At 55.5% G+C, this 25,123-nt stretch carries 29 protein-coding genes and 2 pseudogenes; 18 read left to right on the top strand and 13 right to left on the bottom strand.

Translation table 11 applies throughout. From position 1 onward, the window contains the following. Positions 1–71: 71 nt before the first annotated feature. The 8 genes and pseudogenes from ilvB (at position 72) to nepI (ending at position 8,985) form a co-directional block, all read left to right on the top strand. On the top strand, positions 72–1,760 hold the full coding sequence (ilvB, locus tag RVY89_RS19065; RefSeq protein ID WP_484826162.1) for an acetolactate synthase large subunit: 1,689 nt from the start codon (positions 72–74) through the stop codon (positions 1,758–1,760). A 3-nt stretch (positions 1,761–1,763) separates the two neighbouring features. Then, positions 1,764–2,051 (top strand): acetolactate synthase small subunit, encoded by a 288-nt coding sequence (gene ilvN / locus RVY89_RS19060; protein ID WP_010426528.1) that lies wholly within the window; start codon positions 1,764–1,766, stop codon positions 2,049–2,051. Positions 2,052–2,132: 81 nt separating this feature from the next. Continuing rightward, the gene (uhpA, locus tag RVY89_RS19055; RefSeq protein WP_032626676.1) at positions 2,133–2,726 is read left to right on the top strand and encodes a response regulator transcription factor UhpA; all 594 of its coding nucleotides are present in this window, start codon (positions 2,133–2,135) and stop codon (positions 2,724–2,726) included. Continuing rightward, positions 2,723–4,228, top strand: coding sequence for a signal transduction histidine-protein kinase/phosphatase UhpB (uhpB, locus tag RVY89_RS19050; RefSeq protein ID WP_484826161.1), 1,506 nt, complete (start codon positions 2,723–2,725; stop codon positions 4,226–4,228). Before uhpA ends, uhpB begins: the two co-directional genes overlap by 4 nt. Further along, positions 4,221–5,540, top strand: coding sequence for an MFS transporter family glucose-6-phosphate receptor UhpC (gene uhpC / locus RVY89_RS19045; protein WP_484826160.1), 1,320 nt, complete (start codon positions 4,221–4,223; stop codon positions 5,538–5,540). The genes uhpB and uhpC overlap by 8 nt, the downstream gene beginning before the upstream one ends. A 132-nt stretch (positions 5,541–5,672) precedes the next feature. Beyond that, on the top strand, positions 5,673–7,064 hold the full coding sequence (gene uhpT, locus RVY89_RS19040) for a hexose-6-phosphate:phosphate antiporter (RefSeq protein WP_096217538.1): 1,392 nt from the start codon (positions 5,673–5,675) through the stop codon (positions 7,062–7,064). A 175-nt stretch (positions 7,065–7,239) separates the two neighbouring features. After that, positions 7,240–7,692 (top strand): annotated as a pseudogene (locus RVY89_RS19035) (DUF1198 domain-containing protein). Positions 7,693–7,794: 102 nt separating this feature from the next. Next, positions 7,795–8,985: a purine ribonucleoside efflux pump NepI gene (gene nepI, locus RVY89_RS19030; RefSeq protein ID WP_484826159.1), complete on the top strand. Its 1,191-nt coding sequence runs from the start codon at positions 7,795–7,797 to the stop codon at positions 8,983–8,985. Between the two features lie 65 nt (positions 8,986–9,050). On the opposite strand, the gene RVY89_RS19025 is transcribed toward nepI, so the two are convergent. Next, complete coding sequence (locus RVY89_RS19025) at positions 9,051–9,956, bottom strand: DMT family transporter (RefSeq protein WP_484826158.1); 906 nt, start codon at positions 9,954–9,956, stop codon at positions 9,051–9,053. Between the two features lie 87 nt (positions 9,957–10,043). Further along, complete coding sequence (locus tag RVY89_RS19020) at positions 10,044–10,340, bottom strand: YicS family protein (RefSeq protein WP_484826157.1); 297 nt, start codon at positions 10,338–10,340, stop codon at positions 10,044–10,046. 141 nt (positions 10,341–10,481) lie between these two features. On the opposite strand from RVY89_RS19020, the gene RVY89_RS19015 reads away from it, so the two are divergent. From RVY89_RS19015 to RVY89_RS19000, 4 genes are all read left to right on the top strand, one after another. After that, positions 10,482–10,901, top strand: a complete 420-nt coding sequence (locus RVY89_RS19015; RefSeq protein ID WP_484826156.1) for a GNAT family N-acetyltransferase — start codon at positions 10,482–10,484, stop codon at positions 10,899–10,901. 147 nt (positions 10,902–11,048) lie between these two features. Then, on the top strand, positions 11,049–11,849 hold the full coding sequence (nlpA, locus tag RVY89_RS19010; protein WP_484826155.1) for a lipoprotein NlpA: 801 nt from the start codon (positions 11,049–11,051) through the stop codon (positions 11,847–11,849). Positions 11,850–11,972: 123 nt separating this feature from the next. Then, positions 11,973–12,752 (top strand): MBL fold metallo-hydrolase, encoded by a 780-nt coding sequence (locus RVY89_RS19005; protein ID WP_484826154.1) that lies wholly within the window; start codon positions 11,973–11,975, stop codon positions 12,750–12,752. A gap of 26 nt (positions 12,753–12,778) precedes the next feature. Next, positions 12,779–13,732 carry a GlxA family transcriptional regulator gene (locus tag RVY89_RS19000; RefSeq protein WP_484826153.1) on the top strand — a complete coding sequence of 318 codons (954 nt, stop codon included), beginning with the start codon at positions 12,779–12,781 and terminating at the stop codon, positions 13,730–13,732. A gap of 28 nt (positions 13,733–13,760) precedes the next feature. On the opposite strand, the gene RVY89_RS18995 is transcribed toward RVY89_RS19000, so the two are convergent. From RVY89_RS18995 to RVY89_RS18980, 4 genes are all read right to left on the bottom strand, one after another. Next, on the bottom strand, positions 13,761–14,849 hold the full coding sequence (locus RVY89_RS18995; RefSeq protein ID WP_047059659.1) for an AAA family ATPase: 1,089 nt from the start codon (positions 14,847–14,849) through the stop codon (positions 13,761–13,763). A gap of 146 nt (positions 14,850–14,995) precedes the next feature. Further along, positions 14,996–15,955 carry a YbgA family protein gene (locus RVY89_RS18990; protein WP_484826152.1) on the bottom strand — a complete coding sequence of 320 codons (960 nt, stop codon included), beginning with the start codon at positions 15,953–15,955 and terminating at the stop codon, positions 14,996–14,998. A 102-nt stretch (positions 15,956–16,057) separates the two neighbouring features. After that, a complete protein-coding gene (gene uraH / locus RVY89_RS18985) occupies positions 16,058–16,471 on the bottom strand; it encodes a hydroxyisourate hydrolase (protein WP_484826151.1) in 414 nt (137 codons plus the stop codon). Positions 16,472–16,570: 99 nt separating this feature from the next. After that, positions 16,571–17,296 (bottom strand): MerR family transcriptional regulator, encoded by a 726-nt coding sequence (locus RVY89_RS18980; protein WP_484826150.1) that lies wholly within the window; start codon positions 17,294–17,296, stop codon positions 16,571–16,573. A gap of 117 nt (positions 17,297–17,413) precedes the next feature. Here RVY89_RS18980 and RVY89_RS18975 point away from each other — a divergent pair, with 117 nt between their 5' ends. From RVY89_RS18975 to RVY89_RS18965, 3 genes are all read left to right on the top strand, one after another. Further along, a complete protein-coding gene (locus RVY89_RS18975; protein WP_033147067.1) occupies positions 17,414–17,938 on the top strand; it encodes a lipocalin family protein in 525 nt (174 codons plus the stop codon). Between the two features lie 78 nt (positions 17,939–18,016). After that, complete coding sequence (locus tag RVY89_RS18970) at positions 18,017–19,063, top strand: class I SAM-dependent methyltransferase (RefSeq protein ID WP_484826149.1); 1,047 nt, start codon at positions 18,017–18,019, stop codon at positions 19,061–19,063. 65 nt (positions 19,064–19,128) lie between these two features. After that, the gene (locus tag RVY89_RS18965; protein WP_484826148.1) at positions 19,129–19,569 is read left to right on the top strand and encodes an acetyltransferase; all 441 of its coding nucleotides are present in this window, start codon (positions 19,129–19,131) and stop codon (positions 19,567–19,569) included. Here RVY89_RS18965 and RVY89_RS18960 read toward each other — a convergent pair. Both RVY89_RS18960 and RVY89_RS18955 read right to left on the bottom strand, forming a co-directional pair. Beyond that, positions 19,566–20,594 (bottom strand): virulence RhuM family protein, encoded by a 1,029-nt coding sequence (locus RVY89_RS18960; protein ID WP_484826147.1) that lies wholly within the window; start codon positions 20,592–20,594, stop codon positions 19,566–19,568. The two genes, RVY89_RS18965 and RVY89_RS18960, sit on opposite strands and share 4 nt — an antisense overlap. A 58-nt stretch (positions 20,595–20,652) precedes the next feature. Then, the gene (locus RVY89_RS18955) at positions 20,653–20,994 is read right to left on the bottom strand and encodes a SymE family type I addiction module toxin (RefSeq protein ID WP_484826146.1); all 342 of its coding nucleotides are present in this window, start codon (positions 20,992–20,994) and stop codon (positions 20,653–20,655) included. Between the two features lie 91 nt (positions 20,995–21,085). Here RVY89_RS18955 and RVY89_RS18950 point away from each other — a divergent pair. Beyond that, positions 21,086–21,267: pseudogene (locus RVY89_RS18950) on the top strand (hypothetical protein). Here the strand turns inward: RVY89_RS18950 and RVY89_RS18945 are convergent. Beyond that, on the bottom strand, positions 21,257–21,694 hold the full coding sequence (locus RVY89_RS18945; protein WP_484826145.1) for an ASCH domain-containing protein: 438 nt from the start codon (positions 21,692–21,694) through the stop codon (positions 21,257–21,259). The pseudogene RVY89_RS18950 and the gene RVY89_RS18945 sit on opposite strands and share 11 nt — an antisense overlap. Here RVY89_RS18945 and RVY89_RS18940 point away from each other — a divergent pair. Together RVY89_RS18940 and RVY89_RS18935 are read left to right on the top strand one after the other, a co-directional pair. Further along, positions 21,693–22,811, top strand: coding sequence for a hypothetical protein (locus RVY89_RS18940; protein WP_484826144.1), 1,119 nt, complete (start codon positions 21,693–21,695; stop codon positions 22,809–22,811). The two genes, RVY89_RS18945 and RVY89_RS18940, sit on opposite strands and share 2 nt — an antisense overlap. Positions 22,812–22,871: 60 nt before the next feature. Beyond that, a complete protein-coding gene (locus RVY89_RS18935; protein ID WP_484826143.1) occupies positions 22,872–23,474 on the top strand; it encodes a GNAT family N-acetyltransferase in 603 nt (200 codons plus the stop codon). Between the two features lie 162 nt (positions 23,475–23,636). Here the strand turns inward: RVY89_RS18935 and RVY89_RS18930 are convergent, their stop codons facing one another. From RVY89_RS18930 to radC, 4 genes are read right to left on the bottom strand one after another with little or no spacing between them, the layout of a single operon-like run. After that, entirely contained in the window at positions 23,637–23,957 is a 321-nt protein-coding gene (locus RVY89_RS18930; protein WP_023305176.1) for a TA system toxin CbtA family protein, read from the bottom strand. A gap of 33 nt (positions 23,958–23,990) precedes the next feature. Continuing rightward, positions 23,991–24,356, bottom strand: a complete 366-nt coding sequence (locus RVY89_RS18925; RefSeq protein ID WP_125372192.1) for a type IV toxin-antitoxin system YeeU family antitoxin — start codon at positions 24,354–24,356, stop codon at positions 23,991–23,993. A gap of 11 nt (positions 24,357–24,367) precedes the next feature. Then, positions 24,368–24,610 (bottom strand): DUF987 domain-containing protein, encoded by a 243-nt coding sequence (locus tag RVY89_RS18920; RefSeq protein WP_126498988.1) that lies wholly within the window; start codon positions 24,608–24,610, stop codon positions 24,368–24,370. 8 nt (positions 24,611–24,618) lie between these two features. Next, positions 24,619–25,089, bottom strand: a complete 471-nt coding sequence (gene radC / locus RVY89_RS18915) for a RadC family protein (RefSeq protein ID WP_484826142.1) — start codon at positions 25,087–25,089, stop codon at positions 24,619–24,621. Positions 25,090–25,123 lie beyond the last annotated feature (34 nt).

Raw genomic sequence — 25,123 nt, 5'->3', positions numbered from 1 at the left:
GCGCAAACCGGGCGGGGTTTTTCGTTTAGGACCCTCCCCGGAAAGTCGGCCCAGAAGAAAAGGACTGGAGCATGGCAAGTTCGGGCACAACATCCACCAAGACGCGTTTTACCGGCGCGCAGCTGATCGTTCATCTGCTGGAGCGACAGGGCATCACCACTGTTGCGGGCATCCCCGGCGGCACGGTGCTGCCGCTGTACGATGCGTTAAGCCAAAGCACGCAGATCCGCCACGTGCTGGCGCGCCACGAGCAGGGGGCAGGCTTTATCGCTCAGGGCATGGCGCGTACCCAGGGTAAGCCGGCGGTCTGTATGGCCTGTAGCGGGCCGGGCGCAACCAACCTGGTCACCGCCATCGCCGACGCGCGCCTCGACTCCATTCCGCTGATCTGCATTACCGGCCAGGTGCCTTCCTCGATGATTGGTACCGATGCGTTCCAGGAAGTGGATACCTACGGCATCTCTATCCCCATCACCAAACATAACTATTTAGTTCGCGATATCAGCGAGCTTCCTCAGGTTATCAGCGATGCGTTCCGCATTGCGCAGTCCGGCCGCCCGGGCCCGGTGTGGATAGACATTCCTAAGGATGTACAGACCGCAGAGATCGAGATCGACGTACTGCCCGAGCCGGGCGAGCGTGCGCCCGCGCCGGAGTTCAGCGCGGAGAGCGTGCGCGACGCCGCTGCCATGATTAACGCGGCGAAACGCCCTGTGCTCTATGTGGGTGGCGGGGCGATCAACGCTGCGGATGAAATCCGCCAGTTTGCGGAAAAAGCTAACCTGCCGACCACCATGACCCTGATGGCGCTGGGCATGCTGCCGAAAGCGCACCCGTTGTCATTAGGCATGCTGGGCATGCACGGCGCGCGCAGCACCAACTACATCCTGCAAGAGGCGGATTTGCTGATTGTTATGGGCGCGCGTTTTGATGACCGGGCGATTGGCAAAACAGAGCAGTTCTGCCCGAATGCCAAAATCATTCACGTGGATATCGATCGCGCCGAGCTGGGTAAAATCAAGCAGCCGCACGTGGCAATTCAGGGCGACGTAGCCGAAGTGCTGGCGCAGCTGATCCCGCAAACCGACGCGACCGACCGCGCCGACTGGCGCCAGCTGGTGGCCGATCTGCAGCGCGAGTTCCCGGGCGCGATCCCAACTGAAGGCGATCCGCTGAGCCACTATGGTCTTATCAACGCCGTGGCCGCCTGCGTCGACGACAGCGCGATTATCACCACCGACGTGGGACAGCACCAGATGTGGACCGCGCAGGCTTACCCGCTGAACCGTCCCCGCCAGTGGCTCACCTCCGGCGGCCTCGGCACCATGGGCTTTGGCCTGCCCGCAGCCGTGGGCGCGGCGCTGGCGAATCCGGACCGCAAGGTCATCTGCTTCTCCGGCGACGGCAGCCTGATGATGAATATTCAGGAGATGGCCACCGCGGCCGAAAACCAGTTAGACGTGAAAATCATCCTGATGAACAACGAGGCGCTGGGGCTGGTGCACCAGCAGCAGAGCCTGTTCTACAAGCAGGGCGTGTTTGCGGCGACCTATCCGGGGATGATTAACTTTATGCAGATTGCCGCCGGCTTTGGCCTGCACACCTGCGATCTGAACGCGGAAGAGGATGCCCACGCGGCGCTGCAGGCGGCGATCTCGCGTCCGGGCCCGGCGCTGATCCACGTCCGTATCGACCCTGAACAAAAAGTGTATCCGATGGTGCCGCCGGGTGCGGCAAATACTGAGATGGTGGGAGAATAAGCCATGCAGAAACAACATGATAACGTCATTCTGGAACTCACCGTCCGCAACCACCCTGGCGTCATGACCCACGTTTGCGGGCTGTTTGCCCGCCGGGCGTTTAACGTGGAAGGCATTCTCTGTCTGCCGATTCAGGGCAGCGAGCACAGCCGCATCTGGCTACTGGTCAACGATGACCAGCGTCTGGAGCAGATGATGGCGCAGATCGACAAGCTGGAAGATGTCACCAAAGTGGCGCGCAACCAGTCCGATCCCACCATGTTTAACAAAATTGCGGTGTTCTTCGAATAGATCGCTTAAGGTAGGCGTCTTTCGCTCTTGTTGGCCGGATAAGCGCAGCGCTATCCGGCATTTCAGACCGCAGGAACACACATGACCACCATCGCCCTTATCGACGACCACCTTATCGTCCGCTCTGGCTTTGCCCAGCTTCTCAACCTCGAACCGGATTTCCAGGTCGTGGCCGAGTTTGGCTCCGGTCGCGAAGCGCTGGCTGGCCTGCCGGGGCGCGGGGTGCAGGTCTGTATCTGCGACATTTCGATGCCGGACCTCTCCGGGCTGGAGTTGTTAAGCCAGCTGCCGAAAGGGATGGCGACGATCATGCTGTCGGTCCACGACAGCCCGGCGCTGGTCGAGCAGGCGCTCAACGCGGGCGCGCGCGGGTTCCTCTCCAAACGCTGTAGTCCGGACGAGCTGATTGCCGCCGTGCGCACCGTGTCCACCGGCGGCTGCTATTTAACGCCGGATATCGCCATTAAGCTGGCGGCTGGACGACAGGATCCGCTCACCAGACGCGAGCGTCAGGTGGCTGAGAAGCTCGCGCAGGGGATGTCGGTAAAAGAGATTGCCGCCGAGCTGGAACTGTCCCCGAAAACCGTACACGTTCACCGTGCCAACCTGATGGAAAAACTCAACGTCAGCAATGACGTCGAGCTGGCGCGCCGCATGTTCGACAGCTGGCAATGAGTCCCGTGTTTTCACGGCTGATCGCCGTCGTTGCCAGCTTTTTTATCTTCTCCGCCGCGTGGTTCTGCCTGTGGAGCATCAGCCTGCATCTGGTGGAACGTCCTGAGCTGGCGGTGCTGCTGTTTCCCTTTGGCCTGCGACTGGGGTTAATGCTCCAGTGCCCGCGAGGCTACTGGCCAGTTTTGCTGGGCGCAGAGTGGCTGCTGCTGGTCTGGCTGGCGCAGGAAGTCGCTCTGGCGCATCTGCCATTATTGATGACCGGAAGCCTGCTTACGCTTCTCCCGGTTGCGCTCATTTCCCGCTACCGTCACCAGCGCGACTGGCGCACGCTGCTGCGACAGGGGGCGGCGCTGATTGCCGCCGCGCTGCTGCAGTCCCTGCCGTGGGTTGGCGACAAGGAGATGCTCAACGCGCTGCTGCTCACCCTCACCGGTGGCCTGACGCTCGCGCCGACCTGCCTCGTTATCTGGCATTATCTCTCCAGCACCGTCTGGCAACCGCTTGGTCCGGGGCTGGTGTCCCAACCGGTGAACTGGCGCGCCCGGCATCTCATCTGGTATCTGCTGCTTTTCGTGGTGAGCCTCTGGCTTCAGCTGGGTTTACCTGCCGAACTTTCACGCTTCACGCCGTTTTGCCTGGCACTGCCGATTATCGCCCTGGCCTGGCACTACGGCTGGCAGGGGGCGCTGATCGCGACCCTGATGAACGCCATCGCGCTGATTGCCAGCCAGACCTGGCACGACCATCCGGTGGATCTGCTGCTTTCGCTGCTGGCCCAGAGCCTGACCGGGCTGCTGCTCGGGGCGGGCATACAGCGCCTGCGCGAGCTGAACCAGTCCCTGCAAACCGAGCTGGCGCGCAACCGGCGTCTGGCTGAACGCCTGCTGGAGACGGAAGAGAGCGTGCGGCAGGAGGTCGCCCGCGAGCTGCACGATGATATCGGCCAGACGATCACCGCCATCCGAACCCAGGCGGGCATTGTCCAGCGTCTGGCGGCGGAAAACGCGGGCGTGAAGCAGGGTGGGGCGCATATTGAACAGCTTTCGCTGGGCGTGTATGACTCGGTACGACGCCTGCTCGGCAGGCTGCGTCCGCGCCAGCTTGACGACCTGTCGCTTGAGCAGGCGGTGCGTTCTCTGATGCGCGAGATGGAGCTGGAAAGCCGCGGCATTGTCAGCCATCTCGACTGGCGAATTAACGAATCTGCGCTGAGCGAAGGCCAGCGCGTGACCCTTTTCCGCGTCTGTCAGGAAGGGCTGAACAATATTGTTAAACACGCCAATGCCAGCGCGGTCACGATCCAGGGCTGGCAGCAGGACGAACGCCTGATGCTGGTGATTGAAGACGACGGCTGCGGCCTGCCGCCGGGCTCCGGCCACCAGGGATTTGGCCTGGCGGGCATGCGCGAGCGCGTAAAGGCGCTGGGCGGTACGCTGAACCTCTCCTGCACCCACGGGACGCGCGTCAGCGTCAGCCTGCCGCTACGGAGTTACCATGTTTAAAACCCCTGCCAGCGCCGCGCCGATTGCCGACAAAGCGGAAATCGACGCCCGCTACCGCTACTGGCGTCGCCATATTCTGATCGCCATCTGGCTCGGCTACGCGCTGTTCTACTTCACCCGCAAAAGCTTCAACGCCGCCGCGCCGGAAATCCTCGCCAGCGGCGTGATGACGCGCACCGATATCGGCCTGCTGGCGACGCTGTTTTACATCACCTACGGCCTGTCGAAGTTCTTCTCCGGTATCGTCAGCGATCGCTCCAACGCGCGTTATTTCATGGGCGCTGGGCTGATCGCCACCGGGGTGGTGAACATTCTGTTTGGCTTCTCCACTTCGCTGTGGGCCTTCGTCCTGCTGTGGGCGCTGAACGCCTTCTTCCAGGGCTGGGGCGCGCCGGTCTGCGCCCGCCTGCTCACGGCCTGGTATTCGCGCAACGAGCGCGGCGGCTGGTGGGCAATCTGGAACACCGCGCATAACGTCGGCGGGGCGCTGATCCCTATGGTGGTGGGCGCGGCGGCACTGCACTACGGCTGGCGCGCGGGGATGATGATTGCCGGTGGCCTCGCAATTGTCGCCGGGCTGTTCCTCTGCTGGCGCCTGCGCGACAGGCCGCAAACCGTCGGCCTGCCTGCGGTGGGCGACTGGCGGCACGACGAGATGGAGATTGCCCAGCAGCAGGAAGGCGCGGGGCTGACCCGCAGGGAGATCCTCACCAAGTACGTGCTGAAAAACCCGTACATCTGGCTCCTCTCACTCTGCTACGTGCTGGTCTACGTGGTGCGCGCGGCGATCAACGACTGGGGCAATCTGTACATGTCCGAGACGCTCGGCGTGGACCTGGTCACCGCCAACTCGGCTGTCACGATGTTTGAGCTGGGCGGGTTTATCGGCGCGCTGGTGGCGGGCTGGGGCTCGGATAAGCTGTTCAACGGCAACCGCGGCCCGATGAACCTGATTTTTGCCGCCGGGATTTTGCTCTCCGTCGGCTCGCTGTGGCTGATGCCGTTCGCCAGCTACGTGATGCAGGCGGCGTGCTTCTTCACCACCGGCTTCTTCGTGTTTGGCCCGCAGATGCTGATCGGCATGGCGGCGGCGGAGTGTTCTCACAAAGAGGCGGCAGGCGCGGCGACGGGCTTTGTCGGGCTGTTTGCCTATCTCGGGGCATCGCTCTCAGGCTGGCCGCTGGCGCGTGTGATCGACATCTGGCACTGGAGCGGTTTCTTCGCGGTGATCGCCATCGCGGCGGGAATTTCCGCCCTGCTGCTGCTGCCGTTTTTGCATGCGCAGGCCCCGCGCGAGGCGAGCGAAGCGTGATGTGTCTCACCTTTTCATCCCGAATGGCGCAAAACTAGGAAATTTTCCCGGTTTTACCTGGACGCTGTCTCAGGCATCTCTCCCGGCTGATTTTTACAATGCTGCAAAAATCAGCTCAGGAGTAAACCAACCATGCTGGCCTTCTTAAACCAGGTGCGCAAGCCGACCCTGGATCTGCCGCTCGACGTGCGGCGTAAAATGTGGTTCAAACCGTTCATGCAGTCCTATCTGGTGGTCTTCATCGGCTACCTGACCATGTACCTGATCCGCAAAAACTTTAACATCGCGCAGAACGACATGATCTCCACCTACGGGCTGAGCATGACGCAGCTGGGAATGATTGGCCTGGGCTTCTCCATCACCTACGGCGTGGGTAAAACCGTCGTTTCCTACTACGCGGACGGCAAAAATACCAAGCAGTTCCTGCCGTTTATGCTGATCCTCTCCGCCATCTGTATGCTCGGCTTTAGCGCCAGCATGGGCGCAGGGTCCGTTAGCCTGTTCCTGATGATCGCCTTCTACGCCCTGAGCGGTTTCTTCCAGAGTACCGGCGGGTCGTGCAGCTACTCCACCATCACCAAATGGACGCCGCGCCGCAAGCGGGGGTCGTACCTTGGCATGTGGAACATCTCCCACAACCTCGGCGGGGCGGGTGCGGCAGGCGTGGCGCTGTTTGGCGCAAACTACCTGTTCGACGGCCACGTGATCGGTATGTTTATCTTCCCGTCGATTATCGCCCTGATTGTCGGTTTTATCGGTCTGCGCTTCGGCAGCGACTCCCCGGAATCCTACGGCCTCGGCAAAGCCGAAGAGCTGTTCGGCGAGGAGATCAGCGAAGAGGACAAAGAGACCGAAGAGAACGAGATGACCAAATGGCAGATCTTTGTTGAGTACGTGCTGAAAAACAAAGTGATCTGGCTGCTCTGCTTCTCAAACATCTTCCTGTACGTGGTGCGCATCGGCATCGACCAGTGGTCTACCGTGTACGCCTTCCAGGAGCTGAAGCTCTCTAAAGAGGTGGCGATTCAGGGCTTCACCCTGTTCGAAGTGGGCGCGCTGGTCGGCACGCTGCTGTGGGGCTGGCTCTCGGATCTCGCCAACGGCCGTCGCGCGCTGGTGGCCTGCGTCGCGCTGGCGCTGATTATCGCCACCCTCGGCGTCTACCAGCACGCCAGTAACCAGTACGTTTACCTGGCGTCCCTGTTCGCGCTCGGCTTCCTGGTATTTGGTCCTCAGCTGCTGATCGGCGTGGCGGCAGTGGGCTTCGTTCCGAAAAAAGCGATCGGCGCCGCCGATGGGATTAAAGGCACCTTCGCCTACCTGATCGGCGACAGCTTCGCCAAGCTGGGTCTGGGGATGATTGCCGACGGCACGCCGATTTTCGGCCTCACCGGCTGGGCGGGCACCTTCGCGGCGCTGGATGCGGCAGCGATCGGCTGTATCGTCCTGATGGCGATGGTCGCGGTGCTGGAAGAACGTAAGATTCGCCGTGAGAATCGCGCGCAGAAATTAAAAACAGCCTGAATGTGCAGGTAACTTCTTTGCCCGGTGTGTGATGCCGGGCTTTTTTATTTCCGCCGACGGCATTAATACCTTATCCCCCGTTCTGCAACGTCTTTTCAGTGCACTATTCTGGTTCTGCCCGCTGTTGACGCCGTGCGTTTCCCGCTATGATGAGCGGCTAGTCAAAGGAGAACGCATGGTCTGGATAATGCTGGCAACGCTTGCCGTGGTGTTTGTGGTGGGATTTCGCGTCCTGACCTCAGATTCCCGCCGCGCCATCAAACGTTTAAGCGAGCGTCTGGGCATCACCCCGATGCCGGTCGAGTCGATGATCGATCAGTTCGGTAAAACGCCGGGCAATTAGTTTATCCGCTACCTTGAGCGCCCCGACGAGGCGCATCTGCAAAACGCGGCACAGGTGCTGCTGATCTGGCAGGTCTGCATTGTCGACGGCAGTGAAGAGAACCTGCACACGTGGCACCGTCTGCTGCGTAAAGCCCGCCTGGCCGCGCCGATCACCGATGCGCAAATTCGTCTGGCGCTCGGCTTCATGCGCGAGATGGAGCCCGATCCGCAGGAGCTTAACGCCTTCCAGCTGCGCTACAACCAGCTCTTCCTGCCGGAAGAGGGCGTGTTTTACCTGCACTGATCCCCTCTAAAAACCACAAAAGTTGTCTAAACGTTAAATTCGTCACACTTTTGATGATAAACTGCGCGACTTTTCCGCACGTTTTCAGCTTCAGGTGACGCCATGACAGAACATATCCAGCCCTCGACCAGACCGCAGACCAGCGAGGTTTCACGCCCCAACTGGTCGGCCGTTTTCTCCGTGGCATTCTGCGTCGCCTGCCTGATTACCGTTGAGTTTCTGCCGGTGAGCCTCCTGACGCCAATGGCGCAGGATCTGGGCATTTCCGAAGGCGTGGCGGGTCAGTCCGTTACCGTCACCGCCTTCGTGGCGATGTTCGCCAGCCTGTTTATCACCCAGGTGATTGGCACGATTGACCGCCGCAAGGTGGTCATTCTGTTCAGCGTGCTGCTGACGCTCTCCTGTCTGCTGGTCTCCTTCGCGGAAAGCTTTACCCTGCTGCTGCTGGGGCGCGCCTGTCTGGGGCTGGGACTCGGCGGCTTCTGGGCGATGTCTGCCTCGCTCACCATGCGACTGGTGCCCGCGCGTACGGTGCCAAAAGCGCTTTCCGTTATCTTTGGCGCGGTCTCTATCGCGCTGGTGATTGCCGCGCCGCTCGGTAGCTTCCTCGGCGGGATTATCGGCTGGCGTAACGTCTTCAACGCCGCGGCGGTGATGGGTGTGCTCTGCATCATTTGGGTGTGGAAAGCGCTGCCGTCGCTGCCGGGCGAAGCGGCGCACCATAAACAGAACATGTTCGCGCTGCTGAAGCGCCCCGGCGTGCTGGCGGGGATGACCGCCATCTTTATGTCCTTTGCCGGGCAGTTTGCCTTCTTTACCTATATCCGCCCGGTGTATATGACCATGGCGGGTTTTGACGTCGACGGCCTGACGCTGGTGCTCCTGAGCTTCGGTATTGCCAGCTTTGTCGGCACGTCGCTGTCGTCGCAGTTCCTGAAGCGCTCCCTGAAGTTGGCGCTGGCGGGGGCGCCGCTGGTGCTGGCAGTGAGCGCCACGGTGCTGGTGCTGTGGGGCAGCGATAAGTGGGTCGCATCTGCCATTGCGATTATCTGGGGCTTAGCCTTTGCGCTGGTGCCGGTGGGCTGGTCGACGTGGATCACCCGCTCGCTTGCCGATCAGGCTGAAAAAGCCGGGTCGATTCAGGTAGCGGTGATCCAGCTGGCGAATACCTGTGGCGCGGCCATTGGCGGCGTGGCGCTCGACCACCTGGGGCTGACGTCACCGCTGGTGATCTCCGGCACGCTGATGCTGTTGACCGCGCTGCTGGTGGCGGTGAAGGTGAAGGCGAAGTAGTCAATTTTCCCCTCACCCTAACCCTCGCCCCTTTGGAGAGATGGCCGGGGTGAGGGGACATCAGGCTATGTTGATGTCCTCACCCGTCTTCTTGAATCCATCGAAATCAGCACCACCGACGACACAATCAACAGCGTTCCCAGCCAGTCCGGCAGGGTGAACGCCACGCCCAGCAACATCACCGACAGCAACGCGCTGCTCAGCGGCTCGGCGCAGCTCAGAATGCTCGCCTTCGGCCCGCCGATCATCTGTGCGCCTTTCAGGTACAGGCTGAACGTCAGCGCCGTGCCGATCACCACCAGATAGAAAAACGCCAGCAGCAGGCTGCCGTCAATAACGAAGGTCGTCCCGCGCCCGGCGTAGAACGGCGTCAGCATTAACCCGGCAATCAACATACTCCAGCCGACAATCGGCAAGGTGCCGTAGCGGGCGATCAGCGTTGACGGATAGGTGGTGTAAAACGCCGCGGCAAACGCCGAGGCGATGCCGAAGAACAGGGCCGCAGGGGAGATGGAGAGCGAGGTTGGGTCGCCGTGGGTCACCAGCAGGAACGTCCCGACAAGCGAGGTCACAATCGCGGACAAAACAAACACGCCGGGGCGCTTTTTCCGCGCCAGCGCGAACCACGCCACGATAATGGTTGGCGACAGAAACTGCAGTACGGTGGCCGTTGCCGCATTAGATTTTTCAATCGTCAGCAGGAAGGTGAGCTGCACGGTGAGCGCGCCGACCAGCGAGAAAAACAGCAGGCTGAGGGCATCTTTGCGATGTTTGATGACCGAGAAAATCTTGTCGCCGTGAACGAAGGAGAGCGTCAGGAGGATCACGCCGGTAAACAGCAGGCGAACCATGGTCAGGTAAGGCGAAGAGATGTGGCTTTTCTCCATGATGTACTGCGCGCAAACGCCGGAACTGCCCCATAAAACGGCGGCGATCAGGACGTTCAGCATCCCTTTACGTGTGGAACCCATGTTCTCCCCTGCTATGTTGTCGTTAATCCGGCCAACAGCATAGCATGATAGCGCAGCGCCACACGGCGAGAAGCCAGTGCCTGGCCCTTAATAATCTTCCAGACAATCAACCTGACCAACCGCCGCCCAGTAGGCGTCCAGGTTATCGCGCTTCACGGCGGTAATGGCATTTTTGATCAGCAGCTGATTGGCCTCGGAGGACAAAATCATCTCCTGCCAGGCCTTATCGCTCTGCTTTTTCTGTGGCGTACAGGCTTTCTTTATATCTTTCAGGACCTGCTGCTTAATCTGCGCTTCTTTCGCCGGATCCTCCTTTTCCTGAGCATGGACAAACGCGGCGAAGAGCAGACAAACCAGCAGGCAGACCAGGTGCGCAGCTTTCATCAACAACCCCCATTAGAAGTCACAGGCTTCCCATGAAATATATCGTTACATTCAGTGTAGCGACTCCAGTCAAAAGTATGAATTTTCTCCACGATGCGTGTGTGAGATAGTGAAACGGCACAGATAACAAGGAGAAAAAATATGCACCTGAGCATTACTGATAATGTCACGACGCAGGAGAAAGAGGAGTTACTGACGGGGCTGAGGGCTTTTAACGGTCAGTTTCTCGATCTGACAAATTTTAGCGGCGACGTTGGCGTTTACGTGCGGGACGAAAACGGCACCATGCTCGGCGGGCTCATTGGGGTGCGTAAAGGCGACTGGCTGAATATCGACTATCTCTGGGTGAGCGACACCGTACGGGGAACTGGCGTCGGTAGCCAGCTCATCAAAACGGCCGAAGAGGAAGCCAGGCGCAAAGGCTGCAGGCACGCGCTGGTGGATACTGCCAGCTTCCAGGCGCGTCCGTTCTATGAAAAGCAGGGGTATCAGCTGCAGATGTCTTTGCAGGATTATCCGTACCCGGGTATGCAGCGACATTACCTGGCGAAAGCCCTTTAAGCTCTGAATCCGCAGGCCGGGTAAGCGTAGCGTCACCCGGCCATACCCGCATATAACCGATCCTTCTTATTGATTCTTTTTCGGTTTTTATTTCCCCGTCTCGTTGTCGATATAGTCACTACAACATTCAGCAAAAGGAACTGTCTTGTGAAACGTCGATTGGGTGCTCTGGTACTGGCTGGCCTGCTGCTGGCAGGGTGCGATCAAAGTGGCAGCGATGCCAAACATATTAAAGTCGGCGTCATCAACGGCGCCGAACAGGACGTAGCGGAAGTCGCCAAAAAGGTAGCAAAAGAGAAATATGGCCTGGACGTGGAGCTGGTGGGCTTCAGCGGCTCGCTGTTGCCTAACGATGCCACCAACCAGGGGGAACTGGATGCCAACGTTTTCCAGCATCGCCCGTTCCTCGCTGAGGATAACAAGGCGCATAACTACAGGCTGGTGGCCGTGGCGAACACCTTTGTTTTCCCGATGGCCGGCTATTCCCGCAAAATCAAATCCGTGTCTGACCTGAAGGACGGCGCAACCATTGCCATTCCAAACGACCCAACCAACCTGGGACGCGCGCTGTTGCTGTTGCAAAAAGAGAAGCTCATCACCCTGAAGCCAGATACCGGGCTGCTGCCGACGGCGCTGGATATTACCGCCAACCCTAAGCAGCTGAAAATTATGGAGCTGGAAGGGGCGCAGCTGCCGCGCGTGCTGGACGACCCGAAAGTGGATGTCGCCATCATCAGCACCACCTATATTCAGCAAACCGGGCTGTCGCCGGTGCATGACAGCGTCTTTATCGAAGACAAAAACTCGCCGTACGTGAACATCGTGGTGACGCGCGAAGACAACAAGGACGCGGAGAACGTGAAGGAATTTATCCAGTCGTATCAGTCCCCTGAAGTAGCGAAAGCGGCGGAGACGATATTTAACGGCGGGGCGGTGCCTGGCTGGTAAACGACCTGACGGAAAACGGGGTTGCTTAAATTGGCCCGATTCCATCGGTAATCGCCCTTTAACCCACAGCGCCAATTGCGACGGCTGGCTATCCTCCTTATCACACCAACCGGAGGATAGCCCATGAACATTACCCACATTCGCAACGCCACCCAGCTGATTACCTACGCCGGAAAACGTCTTTTAATCGACCCGATGCTGGCCCCGAAGGGGGCTTACCCGGGCTTTCCCGGCACGGCGTATGCCGAACGCCGTAACCCGACGGTCGAACTCCCCGTTGACGTCAACACGCTGCTGGACGCCGACGCGGTGATCGTCACCCATACCCATGACGATCACTGGGATCGCGCCGCAGCGGAACTGATCGCTAAAGACAAACCGATCTACGTGCAAAACGATCGTGACGCCGCGCTGCTGCGCAGCCAGGGGTTTAGCAACCTGACGGTCATGACCGACGCGACCACCTTCGGCGATATACAGATTGCGAAAACCCACGGCGGGCAGCACGGGACCGATCGCGCTTACGCCGTGCCGGAGCTGGCGGAGCGGCTGGGCGAGGCCTGTGGCGTGGTGCTGCGTCATCCTGATGAGAAGACGCTCTATCTTGCCGGGGATACCGTCTGGCGTGACGAGGTGGCGGCCGATCTGCAAAAACACCAGCCGGACGTGGTGGTGCTGAACGCCGGGTATGCCCACGTCATTGGTTTTGGGCCCATTATTATGGGGCAGGAGGATGTGCTCAACGTCCATTTCCTGCTGCCGCAGGCTAAAATTGTGGCGAGCCATATGGAGGCCATTAACCACTGCCTTTTAACCCGCAGCGCGCTGCGTGAGTACGTTGAAGCCAACCAGGTGAGTGACGCAGTGAGCATTCCCCAGGATGGCGAAACCGTTATATTCTGAGTGCGTTAAAGGGAAAGGAGAGACAGATGTCGCTAATCAACGTCGCGATTGTCGCGGTAGACGGGTTCAGCCCGTTCCACTACTCCGTTCCCTGCATTCTGTTTGGTGATTCGGTCTCCGGTGAAAAGCGCTTTAACGTGACGATCTGCGCCGAAACGCCGGGTTTTCTCACCTCAAAAGACGGATTTGCTCTCAACGCCACGCAGGACTTTACCGCCATTGGTCAGGCCGATATTGTCGTCGTTCCCTACTGGCAGCACGTCCTTGAACGCCCGCCCCAGACGCTGCTCGACAGCCTGGTGCAGGCGAGAGACTACGGCGCGGAAATCGTCGGACTGTGTCTGGGGTCGTTTGTGCTGGCCTATGCTGGGCTCCTCGACGGCAAACGTGCTGCCACCCACTGGGAGTTCGAACATCAGTTCCAGTCGCTCTTCCCGAACGTTCAGCTGGATATTAATGCCCTTTACGTGGATGACGGCCATATCATCACTTCAGCCGGAACCGCCGCTGCGCTGGACTGCTGCCTGTATATCATTCGCCAGCGCTTTGGCAGCGTGGTCGCCAACCAGATTGCCCGTCGGATGATTGTTCCGCCCCACCGTGAGGGCGGTCAGGCGCAGTTCATCGCCCAGCCGGTACCCAAGGATACCCGCGACGGACGCATTAACTGCCTGATCGACTATCTTCAGCAGCACATCACCGAACCGCATAGTCTGGACTCGCTGGCAGAGGTCGTTTCGATGAGCCGCCGTACCCTGACCCGTCATTTTGTTAACGCTACGGGGATGAGCGTCGCCGACTGGCTTACCGCCGAACGCCTGCGGCGCAGCCAGATCCTGCTGGAAGCCGGAAATATGCCGATTGAGCGCGTGGCCGAGCTGGTGGGATTTAATTCCGCCGTCACCTGGCGACAGCAGTTTAAGGCGCGTTTTGGGGTCAGTCCGGCTGAGTGGCGAAAGACGTTTCGGACTCATTTGTAGGCCGGGTAAGCGCAGCGCCACCCGGCGTTTACCCCAGCCTCTCCACCCGCGTCTCCCCCTCAACCATCGACAGCTGGTACAGCGAAAACGATCGCTGCTTCTCAATCAGCTTCGCCAGCTCCGGCGAGTGGCTGGTGAGCCAGATCTGCGAGTAGCGGCTGGCCTCGGCGATTAAGCTCGCCAGCGCGGGCAGCATCTGCGGGTGCAGGCTGTTTTCCGGTTCGTTCAACGCGATAAACGCCGGTGGGCGCGGGCTTAGCAGCGCCACAGCCAGGCACAGAAAGCGCAGGGTGCCGTCGGAGAACTCCGCGGGTTCCAGCGGTCTGCTCAGCCCCTCGCGCTGCATCATCATGCGAAAACGTCCGCCGGTGTTGTCGCTGTAAAACACGCAGCCTGGGAAGGCCTGGTCGAGGATGCGCATCAGCAGCAGCTCGTCGCCAATCTCCACGATAGTCTGAAACGCGGCCGCCAGGTTGGCGCCGTCGCTGGCGAGCACCGGGGAGCGGAAACCGACCTGCGGAGCCCGCATCGCCGAGCCGATTGATACAGAAAACTCATGATAAAAGCGCCAGTTACGCAGGGACTCGCGCATCTGGGACACTTCCGGGTAAAGATGCGGTTCGCCGAGCTGCCCGAATACCGATTCGTTCTCATACAGCGTACCGCTGTGGGTCACTTTCTCGTGATGCACGTTGTTCAAAAACACCGCCTGGTTCTTACGCTTCATCAGCTGTGACGAAGGACGACGGTGCTGGCCGCTCAGCCAGATGGATTCTTCTTTGATCACCGGATCGAGCTGAAACTGCGAGGGATAGGGCAGCTTCTCCACAAACCCGACCTGCAGCTCGTATTCGTAGGTCTCTGTTTCCACCGCGAGGTTCATCCGCCGCAGCTGGTCGCTGCGGGTTTTACCTGCCCAGAACACCTTCAGAATGCCGCCCTCATTCGCCAGCGCCTGGGAAAACTGCCCCTGGGCGGCGCTGTGCATCAGGTGTATCGCCTTGTAGATATTCGATTTCCCGGTACCGTTCGGCCCGAAGACGATGTTTAGCTGCTCCAGCTCCAGCGACATATCGCGGATGGAGCGGTAGTTTTGAATGTGCAGGGTGTTAATCACAGGCAGGCCCCTTTATGCAGAATGAGCCTGTATATAATCACAGTATTTTAGATAAAAAGCAAAAAAGAGACGACAGTGAGGATGTCGTCTAAACGGGGTACTGCTTTGGGCCTCTATGGGTCAATGGGGCCTTCGCATTTTTATGATCACTTGACTGCCAGACGCAGACCCAAATCATCAGGATAGGGATCAAAGTAGTTTTGCGTCATCAGATACCGGTCGGGGTATTCGGCCAGGTAGTGCTTCAGCAGCGTGATTGGAGCCAGGATAGGCAACTGTCCGTTGCGATAGTGCAGGATCACGTCGCGCAGCTCGCCGCGCTGGCGGGTGTTCAGCTGGTTACGGAAATACCCCTGAATATGCATCAGCACGTTGGTGTGATTTTTCCGCGAGGCGGGTTTCTTCAGAATGGTCATCAGCTTTTCCCGGTATGCCACGAAGAAGGCGTCCAGGTCTTCCCACTCGTGCAGCGAGGCAACGAACGGGCCGATTTCACGGTAACCCGCCTGATGGTGCGCCAGCAGCTGGAGTTTGTAACGGCTGTGGAAGTCCAGCAGCGCGCGGCGCGTGAGGCCGTTTTTACGCAGCGTGTTCAGTTCGTGCAGCGCAAAGACACGTTCGACGAAGTTTTCCCGCAGCACAGGGTCGTGCAGGCGTCCGTCCTCTTCCACCGGCAGCCACGGCCAGGTTTCAAGGAGGGCGGCGGTGAACAGCCCGACCCCCTCCTTGCGGCCCCGGTTGCCGTTTTCATCGTACAGCCGCACGCGCTCCATGCCGCAGCTTGGGGATTTAGCACAGACGATAAAACCAGCGAGATCGCCGATTTTCGGCAAAAAATCTGCCGTAAAGTCTGCCATTTTCTGCGTAACGTCTTCGTGAGGCGCATGGCTGAAGCGCATCTGCTTTTCACCATGTTCCGTCACGATCAGGCGCAGCGCCGGGCGAGGGGTCGGTAGGCCGATGGCCATTTCCGGGCAAACGGGCCTGAAATTCACCCACTGGGCCAGCTCATCCATGACGAAGCCCATACGCTTGTGTCCGCCGTCAAAGCGAACGGCGGATCCGGTCAAACATCCGCTAATACCGAGCACTGGTTTCGTCGTCATGGTGTAGTCCTCCCGTTCATATAATTAAAACTTACACAACATGACTAATTTGTCCAAGTATTCGCGGAACTATTTTTTTTATTCCTTTAGAATCAATGCGTCTTAACTGCCCTTGTAGGTCGAGTAACCGTACTGGCTCAGCAGAAGCGGGATGTGCAGCTTCTCGTTGGTGCGGGTCACGGTAAACAACACCGGGATCTCCGGGAAGAAGGAGTCGAGCTTTTTGCCGTGGAAGTACTCTGCGGTTTTGAAGGTCACTTTATACACGCCGGGCTGCATGTCCTGATCCTGCGGATAGAGCGATTTGATGCGTCCGTCCTGGTCGGTTTTACCGCTGGCGATCGGGGTCCATTTGTCCTGCTGCTGCTTTTCCAGCGTGACGGTGACGCCCGGTGGAGGCGTGCCGGTTTGCTGGTCGAGGATGTGTACGCTCAGGGTGCCAGCCGGAGCGGCGCTAAGGGCGGCAGGGGTAAAGGCCATCGCGGCCAGGATCAGCAGAGGGGTAGTTTTTTTCATGGTGTTTTCCTGTGGAGTTATTCATCACAGGAAAACGTTAGCATCTGCGGCGCGGGAAAATATTCAACTTTTCGTGAAGATTCCCGCAGGAGAAAATGATCAGAGGATAATCACTTCAAGCGATAGCTGCTGCTGCCACTGCTCCACCTGCTTTTTCCGCGCCGCGGTGAGCTTGCCGCTGGTGACCAGAAGCCATTTGCGCTCCGGGAAAATTTCCGGGGCCAGCGCGGCCGGAGGCGAGGGCAGAATATCGATTCGGTGTCCCTGTCCGGTGCGCGTTAAGGCTTCGAGCCAGATCTCGCAGGCGTCGTTCAGGTGCCAGCCGCTGAGCAGAATGTTGTCGCCCGGGGCTTTTTTATCGCCTTCGAGGCAAAACGAGGTATAGGCCATGATGATGCCGTCGAGGATCGCGCGCAGGGTCATGGCGGCGGCGACGTTGGCCGAGACCTGGCTGCGCAGCGGGCGCAGCACGTTCGCGACCAGCTCCGGCCTTGGGTATTCGCGTCCGGCGTCGTAAATCATCTGGCGCAGGGACTCGACTTTGCCGTCCTGCAGGCGTTGCAGCATGTTCTGCTGCAGGGTTTGCCAGTTGTTAGTCCGTCCCGGCGTTGGGCGTTCCAGCAGCGGTTTGACCTGGCCGATCGGGACGCCTTTTTTTACCCAGTCGAGGATTTTGAGCGCCTGCTGGACGTCCTCATCGCTGTACTGGCGGTGGCCGCCTTCCGTGCGCTGTGGCTTGAGTAAACCATAGCGACGCTGCCACGCCCGCAGGGTGGTGGCGGTGATGCCGCTGAGTCGGGCGAATTCGCCGATGGAGTAAGCCATGTCCGTGTCCAGAGTGGAGGAATACTCTCAATATACTACGAATTTTCCCGAACGGGATGAAGCGCCGAAACGGTGCACTACACTTAACATCCAACCGTGCAAATGAAAGGAATTCTCATGAAGCTATGGCCTGTTGTGACCGGCGTTGCCATTGCGCTGACGCTGGTCGCCTGTAAATCCCCTACGCCGCCGAAAGGCGTGCAGCCGATTTCCGGTTTTGACGCCAGCCGCTATCTCGGCAAATGGTACGAAGTCGCCCGTCTGGAAAACCGCTTTGAGCGCGGGCTGGAGCAGGTAACCGCCACCTACGGCAAGCGCAGCGACGGCGGCATCAGCGTCCTCAACCGGGGTTACGATCCGGTGAAGAACAAGTGGAACGAGAGCGAGGGGAAAGCGTACTTTACCGGCGAACCGACCACGGCCGCGCTGAAGGTCTCCTTCTTCGGCCCGTTCTACGGCGGCTATAACGTGATCAGGCTGGACGATAAGTACCAGTACGCGCTGGTCAGCGGGCCGAACCGCGACTACCTGTGGATCCTGTCGCGCACGCCGACGATCCCGGATGCGGTGAAGCAGGATTACCTGAATACCGCGCGCAGCCTGGGCTTCCGGGTTGACCAGCTGGTTTGGGTGAAGCAATAAAAATCGTGCTTTCTTCCTGGGGCATTACTGGCTCGCCTGGATAGACTTCCGTTAAAAGCCTAACGGAGGGAAGACGACATGAACTGGCAGCCTTTTCGCGGCGATGCGCCGGAAAATATGACGATTTTTAGCGCGTCATTTCCCGACGTCAGCGACCAGTGGCCGATGAAAGACGATACTGCCCGTGAGATCGCCTCCCTTGACCGTGCGCTGAAAGCCGAGCCAGCGGTCCGGCCTCCGAGGGTGGAATACGACGAAGGCGGGCAGGCCGTGCTTGTCCCGCAGAACCGCTATTCCGAACAGGCCTTTCGCAACCGCCCGGCCCTCACCGCGTGGCGCACCCGGCTGGTGCCATCCGCGCTGGCGCTGTTTGTGGTGCAAAACCCGCTGGAAGACCGCCTGCCCGACGGAACAAAAATGGACAGCGACAGCCGCCAGTGGTTTATCCACGCGAACGATGCGGTTGGCGTGCGTTCCCGCGCCAGGGTGCTGGCCGCGCTGGTGGATAAATACATTCACAATGAGAGCGAGAACAACTGGATCAGCCTCGCGAGCGGTGCCGCCATCCCGGTGCTGGAGGCGCTGCGCGAAGCAAAGCTTGATGGCCAGCAGGTCTATCTCACGCTGGTGGACAAAGACCCCGTAGCGCTGAGCTGGGCGGAAACCATGGCGGCGCAGGAAGGCATTGTGGTGGGCGAACAGCTAACGCTGCTCAGGCGCAACCTGCTCCATACGCTTGTGCGTAACGAGGACCTGCTGCTGGAGCTGGGCGAGCATCAGGCCGAACTGGTCGACGCGCTGGGGATTTTTGAATACTTCAACGACACCGATGCGGTGACTTTCCTCCAGCGCGCGCTGCGGCTGGTCAAGCCCGGCGGGGCGGTGATTGTGTCGAACATGCTCACCAGCAGCCCGCAAATTGACTTTGTGCTGCGGGGTATCGGCTGGGAGGATATTCACCCGAGGACGCTGCAGCAGCTGCAGGACATCCACCTCGCGGCAGGCGTGCCGGTGGAAAACGTCACCGTGATCGTGGCGAAGGACGGGGTGTATGCGGTGATGGAGATCAGGGTAGGGGATGAAAAACCGCACGGTCAGTTCCCTCTCCCTGAGGGAGAGGGCTAGGGTGAGGGGGAACAGAGCGCAAGGAGTGACTTGAATTAACTTACTTATCAGCACATGATCCCCCCATGAAAATAGAAACCGCACACCCCGCACACTTCGAACGTCTGGTCGCGATCTGGGAATCCTCCGTCCGCGCCACCCATCACTTTTTACAGGAAAGCGATATTGCGGCGCTGCGCCCGCTATTGCTTAACGCCTATCTGCCTAACCTCAAGGTCGTGATCGCTCGCGATGAAGCAGGCGACATTCACGGCTTTTTAGGCGTGGATGAAAATCGCATTGAAATGCTGTTTGTTGATGACGCAAGCCGGGGGAAGGGCGTCGGGAAATTGCTGCTACAACATGCCATCGCAGCGTTCGGCGCGAACGAGGTGGACGTAAATGAGCAGAACCCGCAGGGCGTCGCGTTTTATCGCCATATGGGGTTTGAGCAGGTCGGACGCTCGGAAGTGGACGGGCAGGGGAATCCGTATCCGTTGTTGCATATGCGGTTGAATCGGGATTAGCGCTTAGCCTGCTTATCCCATTTTAATAAGCCGATGATATCTTTCTCACCTTCGGCTTCTTTCAGCAGGCGCTGCTTCTTTTCATACTCAATGTATTCTGAGCACGCCTTGTCATCGGCCGCTTTCTTGCTGATTTTGCCTGACCCTTCTAAAACGTCCCGGTCGTTAAATTGCAGGAACTGATCGAGTTTGGTTTGCCAGTCTCGTAAAAATACCTGCTTGCGGCGTTTGGCCTGATCTTCGGCAAAATCGAGCCACATATTAACGACGCGATTTAGTTCGCTGACTTCATCCTGAGACAGATAATTTTTTGCGGTGATGACATCGCTTTTACGGACTTCTTCGCCTTTATAGCTGGTCAGCCCCATATGCGGTTGAGAGGCATCGGCGCGCTGGTGAATCAACTCAGCAGCGGTGTGGCCCGTGCAGGCAAAATGCACTTTATTCTGGATGGTCTGGAAGAATTGCGTGGTTTCTTTGAGCGACGGCTGATAATCAGCGGCTAATGCAAAAATCTCCCTCACGCGGAGATAGATCCGGCGTTCGCTGGCCCGTATATCGCGAATGCGTTCCAGCATTTCATCGAAATAGTCAGGTACGGCGGATGATCCCACTGGCGGGTTTTTCAGGCGCTCGTCGTCCATAACGAAGCCTTTAACCAGATATTCCTGCAGCGTTTGGGTGGCCCACTGGCGGAACTGTGTGCCTCGCGTGGAGCGGACGCGATAGCCGATGGCGAGAATGACGGGCAGGCTAAAGTATTGAACGTTATATACTTTACCATCGCTGGCAGTTGTTCGGTAAAACCGAACAACTGAATTTTCGACCAGCTCACCCTCATCAAAAATATTTTTGATATGCCCACTGATCGTTGCTTTGGCTTTGCCGTATAACTCACAGATCGTAGCCTGTGAGAGCCACAACGTATCGCTTTCGAAGCGGCATTCAATGCGAACTTTTCCATCCTTGCTGGCAAACATGACAAACTCACCGGCTGGTGAATTAATTAATTCTTCATATGTCATGCTGCCCCCACCCTATAAGGTTGATGTCGGTAAGTTCGTAGTATGCCAGAAACAGCCGCTAAGCCAGGTGGTTTGTATTTGATTTTGCGAGGCGCTTTCCAGGACGTGGAGTTTGAATCGCTGCAAGCGCGTCCTCTATCTCAATAAGCTTTGCTTTCGTCCGTTTATAATCATCCTGCAACCTCTGCTCCTGCTCGTTGTACGCCACCAGAACGATACAACCTTTCATCACCTTTACTGTGACCTGCTGTCCGGTATCAAAACCCGCCGCGCGCAGCCACTTGCCGGAAAGGATGATTTTCGGCGTGGATTTGTCGAAAACATTCGGGTGATATCCCACAATTAACGAACGCTCGGTTCCGGATTGGTCGGTGTCTGGGGTAGAATGCGAATCAGCCATAATCAACTCCTTGATAGTTGGTGAGGTTAGACGCTCCGGCTGTGTTCCTGCACATCGGAGCGTTGCAAATACAGGAGGTTTAGGTGGCCTCATGTCAATCATATCGCGTGAAAAAAAACCAAAAGGCGGCGCGCAGTCTCCGCAGTTTAAGATGCGAATTGATCCGGCATTGAAGGAGCAGTGGGCTGCTGAGGAAGGCGTGAGTCTCGCCAGCTGGTTCAAGGAGCTGGCGAGAGAGGCTTTGATCAAAAAAATATTAAACCTAAGGGATAGCATTATCCTTTAATCTTTTTTTCAAAAATACCAGCATGTTTGGGTCAATATACCTAAATGACTGTGGTGGAGTAAAATCTTTAAATAATGTTTTCATTTCATCGAGAGTAATTGGTTGGATAACATTAACGTTCTTGATTTTTATACCAAAGGCTTTTTCGTTTTCGATATAGTCGATCATTTCTTTTTTGGTTAAACATGATTTCATCAAAAGATTATCATCGATTGAATCTTTATCAAATCTTATTATTGCATCTATTTGAAAGAAGCCAATGATTTTCTTGTCTGGTGAAGATGAGTAAATGAATATATAAGAGTTAGGCGTAAAGGACTTACCTATTTTCTTTCTGATTTCAATTGTTTTGTTTTGTGTTATAATTTCATGAGAATATCTTGGTTTAATGCTCATTAGAATAGGTTTCGACATGGCTAAAAGCTTCGCTGTTTGGGTAGAAGATAAGATAGATAATAATGAAAAATTGTCAGTAAGTATAGATGAATTACATATCAATTTTTGGTGCACAAGAAACCCTTTAATTAATTGCATTGATCTTGGTATTAAATTTTCATGCAAAGGGTATGAATTTAATGATAGTTCTTTGAATATATTTATTCCTTTCTCTATTCCTAAGGATAGAATTAAAGATTTAAGCGTTAATATGGAAGCGGATAAAGATCTAGTGTCAGCTATTTTTAATGATCATATTTCTGTTACTCGCAATGTGAAAACAAAACACGTAGTTTACAACTTAGCTTCCAATCTTGACTCTCCTTTGGCATTAAATACTAGTTTAGATTTTAATGATCTTGATGGCAGATATGATGATCGGGTTAACGTGGTCGTGAACCATGAGTTCACTAAAATATCTTTTAAACTTTCCAAGTGCATTATCGATCGTACGTCTCTTGCACAGATTGGCGACAATGATGGACTAAAATATTATATACGCTTTCGTTTGGATGGCTTAACTGAGGAAGAAATTAAGGTACTCATCCATAAAACTGAAAATTCTGATAAATATCTTAAGCCACTTAAAGATGAATTAGTGGTAATAGATTTTCGAGTTAATGAGCTTCGTGTTCTTCCAAAAGATGTAAGAATTAGTCTGGCTAATGCCTGTGCTTGTCCATTGAAGTATCATCTTTTTGTCATTCGTGATGAAACAGATGAATATCAATTATCTCATTCAGGGCAAAGTTATAAAAAATGCAGAATATTAGAAGGGGAAACTTGGCAAAAATATTTCGAAGGAAATACTTTCAAGAAAGAACAATCTTCTATGATATATCATTGGGAAAAAGATTGTAATAAATCGATTGCAACAGCAAGTACTGGCACAGGAACTTGTTCTAATACTATGGGTAATGATAGAAAAAACAATGGTCATAAAATAACCGACTTTATTGCTGTAGCTAAGTTTAAGCAAACTGAATCCCCATTTTTGACTATATGCATATACATCACATTGATAATTGTTATTAGCATTTTAAGTAACTTAATTTACGATTTTCTGAAGTGGCATTTCGAATGGTTTAAAAGTTGAGTAAAAATAATTTTTATCCTATAATAGTGCTATGTTTATATTGATTTTAAGGAGGAGGGAATGCATGTACTTAAAAGTTATGATAAAAAAGCTTTTGAGGATTTAAAGATAGATGTCCCTTCTTCAATAGGGAAGATAAATCTATTGATACTGGATAGTTATTCTGATTTTCAAAATAGCCACGTAAAAAAACTCTTTGAAAATGCCGATAACTATTATCCAAATTTTAATAATTGGTATAATCATAAGTTAATAAAGGATGTTGTTAAAGATAGTTCGGTGTGCTGTAATTACTTCAACAACCATCTTTATTCGGATGAGGTGGGAGATTTGTCAGATCTTAATTTTCCTACTGGCCGATTTGTTATTGCAGCTTCGGTGGATGAAAATTTGGCGGGTTTGTCTGTTTTAAAAAAACACCCCTCAGAATATAAAATATCTACTTTTTTTGTTGATGATAAGTATAGTGGATTTGGATTAGGGACATTATTATTAAACTACTCTCTTTCGGTACTGCGGGATAAAGGTGTCAATATTACTGTTAGTGAAGGAGCTTTGGATAAAATGGTTCCATTTCTGACAAAAAACGGCTTTAAGGAATATAAGTCAATTGTTGGAGAATATTACAAGAATAAAAAAGAAACCCATTTTGTTAAGAAGTAGAGTTAAGGTTTTTACGATACTTAATCAAGAAGTTGGCGGAGATCACAGGAGTCGCATTTGGTGATTAATCATGTTGAATTTATTGATTATTTTCCTATGTGGTTTACTGACATGCCCCCGATTATGCCCCCACATGTTTTCCTTAATGATCAGTTGGCTGATTTATGAGCGTTTCAAGCCAAGGTTGAACTGTGCCCGATGAACATCCAAAGATGTTATCCAGGGTTCTTGATCCTGCCAGGAGAAACCCTTCTGGTCAATGCGCACCAGCTCGAATCGTTCCACAAGGAAATTAACAGCATCAGTAAGATTCACTCCAGCCTCTATATGTTCCTGAATCGTCGTATCGTTACTGAACGGTGTGTCGTTGATCGTGAGGCCGTAATGATGCTCTAAAATATACGTTAATAGTTTTTGCCAAACTTGGACAGGAGACAGGCGTGACGAAACCGTCACCGTTGCCGGTACAGTTGAAATATGCATGTGTTGAGTCCCTGATAAAAGAAGAGGAAGGTGTTATCTGGTTAGAGCTGACTGGGGATATATGGCAATGTAAACGTAGCCATGAGAGCCGAGAGTGTCAGCTTCACAAGTAAGTCCGTTGTGATGCCGTGTGACGCAGTGCTGGCTGCGAGGATCAAGCTCGCCAGCCGTCAGCATCCGCTCAAGCTGTTTCATCATCAGTGGAAATGCCTGGTCCAGACGCAAAGCTTCATCGTCACTGAATGAGCCATTAAATCCTGCCCGGTCAGCCAGAAAGTATAGGCGGTTGCCTTCCTGTACCAAGCGAGCGCCGAAGCATGGCGTGATATTACGTTTTAAACCCCACTGAAGGCAGGATGCGTTCTCCGCCGATGTGCCGGATAAGGTAGTCGACTGCATTAATATATTCCTTAATGACTGAGTGGGTTGATTAGTTCACTGTCACGCGTGCGCAGAATGGCGTACGGGCCTGCCCGGTCCTGACGACGTTCAACAAAAACAGCGAGAACGCCGCTGATATCCTGAACTTCACGTCCGTAGTAATGGCAGACACTGCTATGCCACTGGTAGTGACCTGTACAGAAGGCAGATAACTTGGATTCGGGATGCTGACGATAAATATGCATCGCCTGGCGCTTACTGATGATTTTCATTCTGCACCTCATAACAAGCCACATTCAGCAAAAGACACCACTTCGTTCCCGACCACAAGATGATCCAGCACACGCACTTCCACCAGAGCCAAGGCTTTAGAAATTCGCTGAGTGACATGTTTATCCTGCTGGCTGATTTCTGTCGTGCCGGACGGGTGGTTATGCGCCAAAATGACCGCAGCAGCGTTATGTTTCAGGGCTGATTTAACCACTTCGCGGGGATGCACTTCGGTATGGTTGAGCGTGCCGGTAAACAGTGTTTCTCGCTCCAGCAGGCAATGCTGATTGTCGAGATACATTACGATGAAGACTTCCCGTTCCAGGTGAGCCATCTGCAGTTGCAGCCAAGTTTTTGTAAGGCTGGTAGAGGTAAATGACTCACTCGGTTGACGCTGGTATTTCTCCAGCAGACGTAATGCTCGCTGGATGACACGCTGCTCGTTTGCAGGAAATACCGGGGATAAATTGATCGTAGACATGGTTGCTCCTTAGAAAGAAAAGCCCTTCCGAATC

This window comes from Enterobacter sp. 3U4 (genome assembly GCF_057224565.1).
The sequence above is the reverse complement of the archived record's forward strand: the minus strand, read 5'-3'. Positions and strand labels throughout refer to the sequence as shown.

What these genes read in the sequence shown, in the direction of transcription:
- ilvB (WP_484826162.1), top strand. Translation starts at nt 72, where the DNA reads ATGGCAAGTTCGGGCACAACATCCACCAAGACGCGTTTTACCGGCGCG.
- ilvN (WP_010426528.1), top strand. Translation starts at nt 1,764, where the DNA reads ATGCAGAAACAACATGATAACGTCATTCTGGAACTCACCGTCCGCAAC.
- uhpA (WP_032626676.1), top strand. Translation starts at nt 2,133, where the DNA reads ATGACCACCATCGCCCTTATCGACGACCACCTTATCGTCCGCTCTGGC.
- uhpB (WP_484826161.1), top strand. Translation starts at nt 2,723, where the DNA reads ATGAGTCCCGTGTTTTCACGGCTGATCGCCGTCGTTGCCAGCTTTTTT.
- uhpC (WP_484826160.1), top strand. Translation starts at nt 4,221, where the DNA reads ATGTTTAAAACCCCTGCCAGCGCCGCGCCGATTGCCGACAAAGCGGAA.
- uhpT (WP_096217538.1), top strand. Translation starts at nt 5,673, where the DNA reads ATGCTGGCCTTCTTAAACCAGGTGCGCAAGCCGACCCTGGATCTGCCG.
- nepI (WP_484826159.1), top strand. Translation starts at nt 7,795, where the DNA reads ATGACAGAACATATCCAGCCCTCGACCAGACCGCAGACCAGCGAGGTT.
- RVY89_RS19025 (WP_484826158.1), bottom strand. Translation starts at nt 9,956, where the DNA reads ATGGGTTCCACACGTAAAGGGATGCTGAACGTCCTGATCGCCGCCGTT.
- RVY89_RS19020 (WP_484826157.1), bottom strand. Translation starts at nt 10,340, where the DNA reads ATGAAAGCTGCGCACCTGGTCTGCCTGCTGGTTTGTCTGCTCTTCGCC.
- RVY89_RS19015 (WP_484826156.1), top strand. Translation starts at nt 10,482, where the DNA reads ATGCACCTGAGCATTACTGATAATGTCACGACGCAGGAGAAAGAGGAG.
- RVY89_RS19005 (WP_484826154.1), top strand. Translation starts at nt 11,973, where the DNA reads ATGAACATTACCCACATTCGCAACGCCACCCAGCTGATTACCTACGCC.
- RVY89_RS19000 (WP_484826153.1), top strand. Translation starts at nt 12,779, where the DNA reads ATGTCGCTAATCAACGTCGCGATTGTCGCGGTAGACGGGTTCAGCCCG.
- RVY89_RS18990 (WP_484826152.1), bottom strand. Translation starts at nt 15,955, where the DNA reads ATGACGACGAAACCAGTGCTCGGTATTAGCGGATGTTTGACCGGATCC.
- uraH (WP_484826151.1), bottom strand. Translation starts at nt 16,471, where the DNA reads ATGAAAAAAACTACCCCTCTGCTGATCCTGGCCGCGATGGCCTTTACC.
- RVY89_RS18980 (WP_484826150.1), bottom strand. Translation starts at nt 17,296, where the DNA reads ATGGCTTACTCCATCGGCGAATTCGCCCGACTCAGCGGCATCACCGCC.
- RVY89_RS18975 (WP_033147067.1), top strand. Translation starts at nt 17,414, where the DNA reads ATGAAGCTATGGCCTGTTGTGACCGGCGTTGCCATTGCGCTGACGCTG.
- RVY89_RS18970 (WP_484826149.1), top strand. Translation starts at nt 18,017, where the DNA reads ATGAACTGGCAGCCTTTTCGCGGCGATGCGCCGGAAAATATGACGATT.
- RVY89_RS18965 (WP_484826148.1), top strand. Translation starts at nt 19,129, where the DNA reads ATGAAAATAGAAACCGCACACCCCGCACACTTCGAACGTCTGGTCGCG.
- RVY89_RS18960 (WP_484826147.1), bottom strand. Translation starts at nt 20,594, where the DNA reads ATGACATATGAAGAATTAATTAATTCACCAGCCGGTGAGTTTGTCATG.
- RVY89_RS18955 (WP_484826146.1), bottom strand. Translation starts at nt 20,994, where the DNA reads ATGGCTGATTCGCATTCTACCCCAGACACCGACCAATCCGGAACCGAG.
- RVY89_RS18940 (WP_484826144.1), top strand. Translation starts at nt 21,693, where the DNA reads ATGGCTAAAAGCTTCGCTGTTTGGGTAGAAGATAAGATAGATAATAAT.
- RVY89_RS18945 (WP_484826145.1), bottom strand. Translation starts at nt 21,694, where the DNA reads ATGTCGAAACCTATTCTAATGAGCATTAAACCAAGATATTCTCATGAA.
- RVY89_RS18935 (WP_484826143.1), top strand. Translation starts at nt 22,872, where the DNA reads ATGCATGTACTTAAAAGTTATGATAAAAAAGCTTTTGAGGATTTAAAG.
- RVY89_RS18930 (WP_023305176.1), bottom strand. Translation starts at nt 23,957, where the DNA reads ATGCATATTTCAACTGTACCGGCAACGGTGACGGTTTCGTCACGCCTG.
- RVY89_RS18925 (WP_125372192.1), bottom strand. Translation starts at nt 24,356, where the DNA reads ATGCAGTCGACTACCTTATCCGGCACATCGGCGGAGAACGCATCCTGC.
- RVY89_RS18920 (WP_126498988.1), bottom strand. Translation starts at nt 24,610, where the DNA reads ATGAAAATCATCAGTAAGCGCCAGGCGATGCATATTTATCGTCAGCAT.
- radC (WP_484826142.1), bottom strand. Translation starts at nt 25,089, where the DNA reads ATGTCTACGATCAATTTATCCCCGGTATTTCCTGCAAACGAGCAGCGT.